The organism is Nostoc sp. CHAB 5715 (assembly GCF_020829685.1).
GTDB lineage: Bacteria > Cyanobacteriota > Cyanobacteriia > Cyanobacteriales > Nostocaceae > Nostoc.
This window is the reverse complement of record NZ_JAIVFR010000697.1, coordinates 1-4,156: the sequence shown is the minus strand read 5'-3', so window position 1 is coordinate 4,156 and position 4,156 is coordinate 1. Positions and strand designations below refer to the sequence as shown.

At 45.0% G+C, this 4,156-nt stretch carries 4 protein-coding genes and 1 pseudogene; 2 read left to right on the top strand and 3 right to left on the bottom strand.

The genetic code is table 11. The annotated features are described in order from the left end of the window. The coding region (locus tag LC574_RS29295; protein ID WP_229457137.1) for an HAD-IIB family hydrolase at positions 1-540 on the top strand (540 nt) is incomplete at its 5' end. 179 nt (positions 541-719) lie between these two features. Here the strand turns inward: LC574_RS29295 and LC574_RS38595 are convergent. Continuing rightward, positions 720-1,379 carry a DALR anticodon-binding domain-containing protein gene (locus LC574_RS38595; protein WP_368736748.1) on the bottom strand — a complete coding sequence of 220 codons (660 nt, stop codon included), beginning with the start codon at positions 1,377-1,379 and terminating at the stop codon, positions 720-722. Between the two features lie 684 nt (positions 1,380-2,063). Between LC574_RS38595 and LC574_RS29285 the strand changes: the two genes are divergently transcribed. Next, entirely contained in the window at positions 2,064-2,783 is a 720-nt protein-coding gene (locus tag LC574_RS29285) for a Crp/Fnr family transcriptional regulator (RefSeq protein WP_229457138.1), read from the top strand. A 79-nt stretch (positions 2,784-2,862) separates the two neighbouring features. Here the strand turns inward: LC574_RS29285 and LC574_RS29280 are convergent, their stop codons facing one another. Continuing rightward, on the bottom strand, positions 2,863-3,909 hold the full coding sequence (locus LC574_RS29280; protein ID WP_229457135.1) for a PstS family phosphate ABC transporter substrate-binding protein: 1,047 nt from the start codon (positions 3,907-3,909) through the stop codon (positions 2,863-2,865). A gap of 98 nt (positions 3,910-4,007) precedes the next feature. Next, a pseudogene (locus LC574_RS29275) lies at positions 4,008-4,156 on the bottom strand (receptor ligand binding family protein); the annotation flags it as partial.

Genomic DNA, 4,156 nt, shown 5'->3' with positions numbered 1-4,156 from the left:
TTACTCGACTATTTTGAACAGCCTGAGTTACGATCGCTCTTATCTGTCCACTTCTACATCAATGATCAACTATACGTCCGTGAATTAACCAGAGAAACCCAAATTTATGCAGAACGTTCTGGTATTACCCCGATTCCCGTGGGTGATTTGCGTCAAGCCTTAACGAATGAACCAACAAAAATTCTCGCTTTGTGCGATGACACTGATGTAATCGATAAGCTATTAGGGAATTTGCGCCGCCAATACACACCTGCTGAACTTTATCTGACAACATCTGTTGCTACTTTCTTTGAAGCAACTAACGCCTCTGTGAATAAGGGAACTGCTGTGCGTTACCTAGCCGAAGAATTACTGGGATTACAGATAGCCAACGTTATGGCGATTGGCGATAACTTCAATGATCTGGAAATGCTGGAGTATGTTGGACTGGGTGTAGCTATGGGCAACGCACCAGCAGGAGTGCAAGCGATCGCGCAGTGGGTAGCGCCTAGCGTAGAGAAAGACGGAGCAGCAGTAGCAATTGAAAAGTTTTTGCTGTAATGAGGGCAATTTTTCAAACCCAACCCATATAAATCAGAAAGGACACCGACGACTGGCCGTGTTTCGTCTCGGTGTCCTAGCTGGTTCGCTCCTCACACACCTGTTAATGTAGCTGAGGTGATGCATTGAGTCAATAGATATATAAAAGTTTTTATTTTTGCCTAAGCAACATTACCCATTTATAACTCCAGGGGCGCAAAAACACCCAAGTTTTCCTCTAGCACAAATCTTAATACTGACTGAGTAGCCATAAGCAATCCGAGTCTAGCTTGGGCTAACTCTGGTGAGGTAATTTTCACCTCACCCCAAATCCGGCAATTACACCAAAACTTTTCAAAAGCTTGGCTCAAACTCAGCGCTACCTTTTCCCATTTCACAGAACCCTTAACATCAGCGTACTCTATGTTGTCTACCACTTGTATTAACTCACCAATTAGACAACGCTCATCTGGGTGATTTAGCCGCAATGTTCCGTCACAATTAAGCCAAGGTAAAGGGTTAGGAGAGATAACACTCCAAAAAGCTGGACTAGTATTTGGAACTGGTTCTCTAAGTTTAATCAATCCCTCTCGGTGAGCCAGAAGCACTAGCGAACAGCAGCGTGCATGGGCATACTGAACAGGAAACAAAGAATTGGGCATTGGGCACTTGTACTGAGCGAAGTCGAAGTATTGGGCATTGGGCACTTGTACTGAGCGAAGTCGAAGTATTGGGCATTGGGCATTGGCTTTACTAATCCCCTTGTCCCCTTGTCCCCTTGTCCCCTCATCTCCCTCATCTCCCTCATCCCCCTCATCCCCCTCATCCCCCTCATCCCCCTCATGTCCCCCACTCCCCACTCCCCACTCCCCACTCCCAACTACAAGACTTTGTAACCAAGTCGCTAACGTCGAGTTAGTTAATTCAAAATGTATCAAACCAGGGGGAACTATTTGAATGCTAAAAACGCCCCCACAGATCCCTGATATATCTGAGGCGATCGCACTGGCAAGCTCCATCGCTTTTCGATTCTGAGATTTTGATAGTCCTAATGACACATTTGAGGTGTATAAAATTCTATTATTATCTCTACCTTTATGTAGAGGAATTTTATCATTTTTTATGTAGTTATTTTCTGCCTTATAAGTATTAATGCTTAGTGATTTTATTAAATAACTGTATACTAACTGTTTGATTGACGTATATTTGCTAACTTGTAATTTATAATGCACGTAATATTATTTAAATTATTATGTAAGATATATTTGTTACTTTTCTGTCATCTCTCTTGCGGTATAAATTTAATTTAGATAAAGAAAAATGAGAAGAGGATAAAATTTGATGAATAATCGATGAATAGTAAGTAAACTTTACTACCATCATTGTACAGTAAGAAGTATAACAAAAGAGTAGAGAATAATTTGCTCTCTATTCTTTGGATTGGCTGGCGCTGTTAGGCGTTAAGCCTGCCTTGCCAACACAAAGACACTCCTTGCACCCTTTTATTTATGTCTTTGTCTTCAGCCGAACGCTCTTTGTTACCTATGCAATCTTCATCCTCCTTTTCTGAGGCATCACGGCCTTTTTTGACTTGGCAACGCATTCTTGACTGGGCTCAAGAACACTACCGCTGCCGTACCTTTAGCAAAGATGAGCGCATTCCAGCCCGGCCTGGATTGCTGTATTTGGTGCAAAGGGGTGCGATCCGTATGGTAGGAACCGCCCAAGTTAGTGCGACTGCCAGCCAGCTAACGTCTCGACGAATTAACAGAACCCCAGAAGAAGCGTTCTTGGGTTTTGTGGGAGCGGGACAGCCATTTGAAATTGTTGCCCAATCACCATTCACACTCCAGTCCTACGCCCATGTTGACCAAACAGCGGTGTTGTGGATGTACTGGCATGACTTAGACAACTGGCCTCACTTCCGTCGTGAAGTTATGGATGCCTTTAGGTATCAGCACCAGCGTAAGCTACTGTGGCTGAGTGCCTTGGGACAACGCCGCACAATTGACCGACTCTTAGGATTTCTCACATTGTTAATTGAGGAATATGGAGAGCCAGCAATGAGCGACACTGATCCTGATGTGATTCGCGGCTATTGTTTACCCTTCCCCCTCACCCATGCCCAAATTGGGAGCGCGATTGGTTCCACTCGTGTTACCGTCACCCGCTTGATGGGTAAGCTGCGTCAACGTGGCTTAATCCTGACTCAAGGCGATAATCTAATATGCTTGCCAGCAGAGTCGATTAATAGAGCTGGTTAAAGCACAGTTCAGAGCGGCGATTTCCGCCACTCTGTCTTGAGTGCGATGGGCTACGCCCCGCCGGAGACGATCGCAAGAGTCAGCGAATTTTGACAAACCCAGCTTGGCTAATCAGTTCCTGTCCCTGCTCAGTCAGCAGTAAGTTGGCGTAAGCGACACCTGCTTGCTGCTCAGTCTGACCATTCTGTTTGACCACCACAAACAGATTGCGGGTAATCGGGTATTTTCCTGATTGGAAAGCCTCAATGTTCAATTTGCTTCGTTTACCAGGACATTCGGACGGGAGGACAGATGGTTCCTGGTATGGAGCAATGTATTGCCCTTGCGTCCGCCCCAACGGCAAGGCTTTGATTGAGCATTGAGGAATCACCTCTGGGGCAGAAGCGTAGTAGATACCAGCAGGACTACCAGCCAATTTTTGCAAAGCTTGGGTGGTTGTGGAGATAAATTCCACATTGGAACTGAAAGGTTGACCACCCAAGATATCTTGGACAAAAAGTTCCACCGTACCGCCATCAGCAATGCGGCGAGAATAGGGCTTAATCGGGATATTGGGGCCGCCCACCTGGCTCCAATTATTGATTTTGCCTGTGTAAATTGACTTTAACTGGTCTATCGTCAGTCTTTGGATGTTAAGGTTGGGGTTAACTGCAACTGCTAAACCATCAATTGCCACAGGAATTTGTTTCAAAGTAAACCCACGCTGCTGGGCACGGTTTAATTCCTGATCTAAAACTGGTCGAGAGGACTGGGCAAAGGCTAGTTGACCGTCTATTAGAGATTGAATGCCAGTACCAGTACCAGGAGATGCATTGCTGGGTTCTACATAACGCAGCCGAAGTTCTGGCCGCGCCGCTTGAATTGCTGGGTCAACTATTAATCGAATCGGTGCCCAAGACGTACTGCCTCCGTAATTGAATAATCCTGTAGGAACATCCTGTACTGAAGTGAAAGTATTGCCACTAGGCTGTTCTGATCGAGCTTGGGGCGTTTTGCTGCTACCAGAATTAATTGTATTTAGGTTAACACCAGACTTTTTAGTAAACCACCAAAAACCGCCAGCTATTAGCCCGACGGTGATTAGGATGGATAATACAAGAATAGTTGTTTCATTTTTTTGGGACATAGTATAATTACCCGCGCGTCCATTCAATACAAGTGCTTGACTTAATTAAGTGCTTGCTAGTTGAAATTGTATTTGGAGGACGGGTATTTTATTAACAATTATCGGACTGGTTCAAAGTCATAACCCGTGCGGGAACGGGAACCAGGAACAATTTTTACAAGTTGAACTGGCGCATTGCGATCGCCTGATGCTAAAAACCGAATTGTACCAGAAGCACCGGTAGCAGAAAAGTCAGAGGAGAAGAGTG

Excerpts from the sequence above, each read along its gene's own strand:
- LC574_RS29285 (WP_229457138.1), top strand. The coding sequence starts at position 2,064 with ATGCAATCTTCATCCTCCTTTTCTGAGGCATCACGGCCTTTTTTGACT.
- LC574_RS29280 (WP_229457135.1), bottom strand. The coding sequence starts at position 3,909 with ATGTCCCAAAAAAATGAAACAACTATTCTTGTATTATCCATCCTAATC.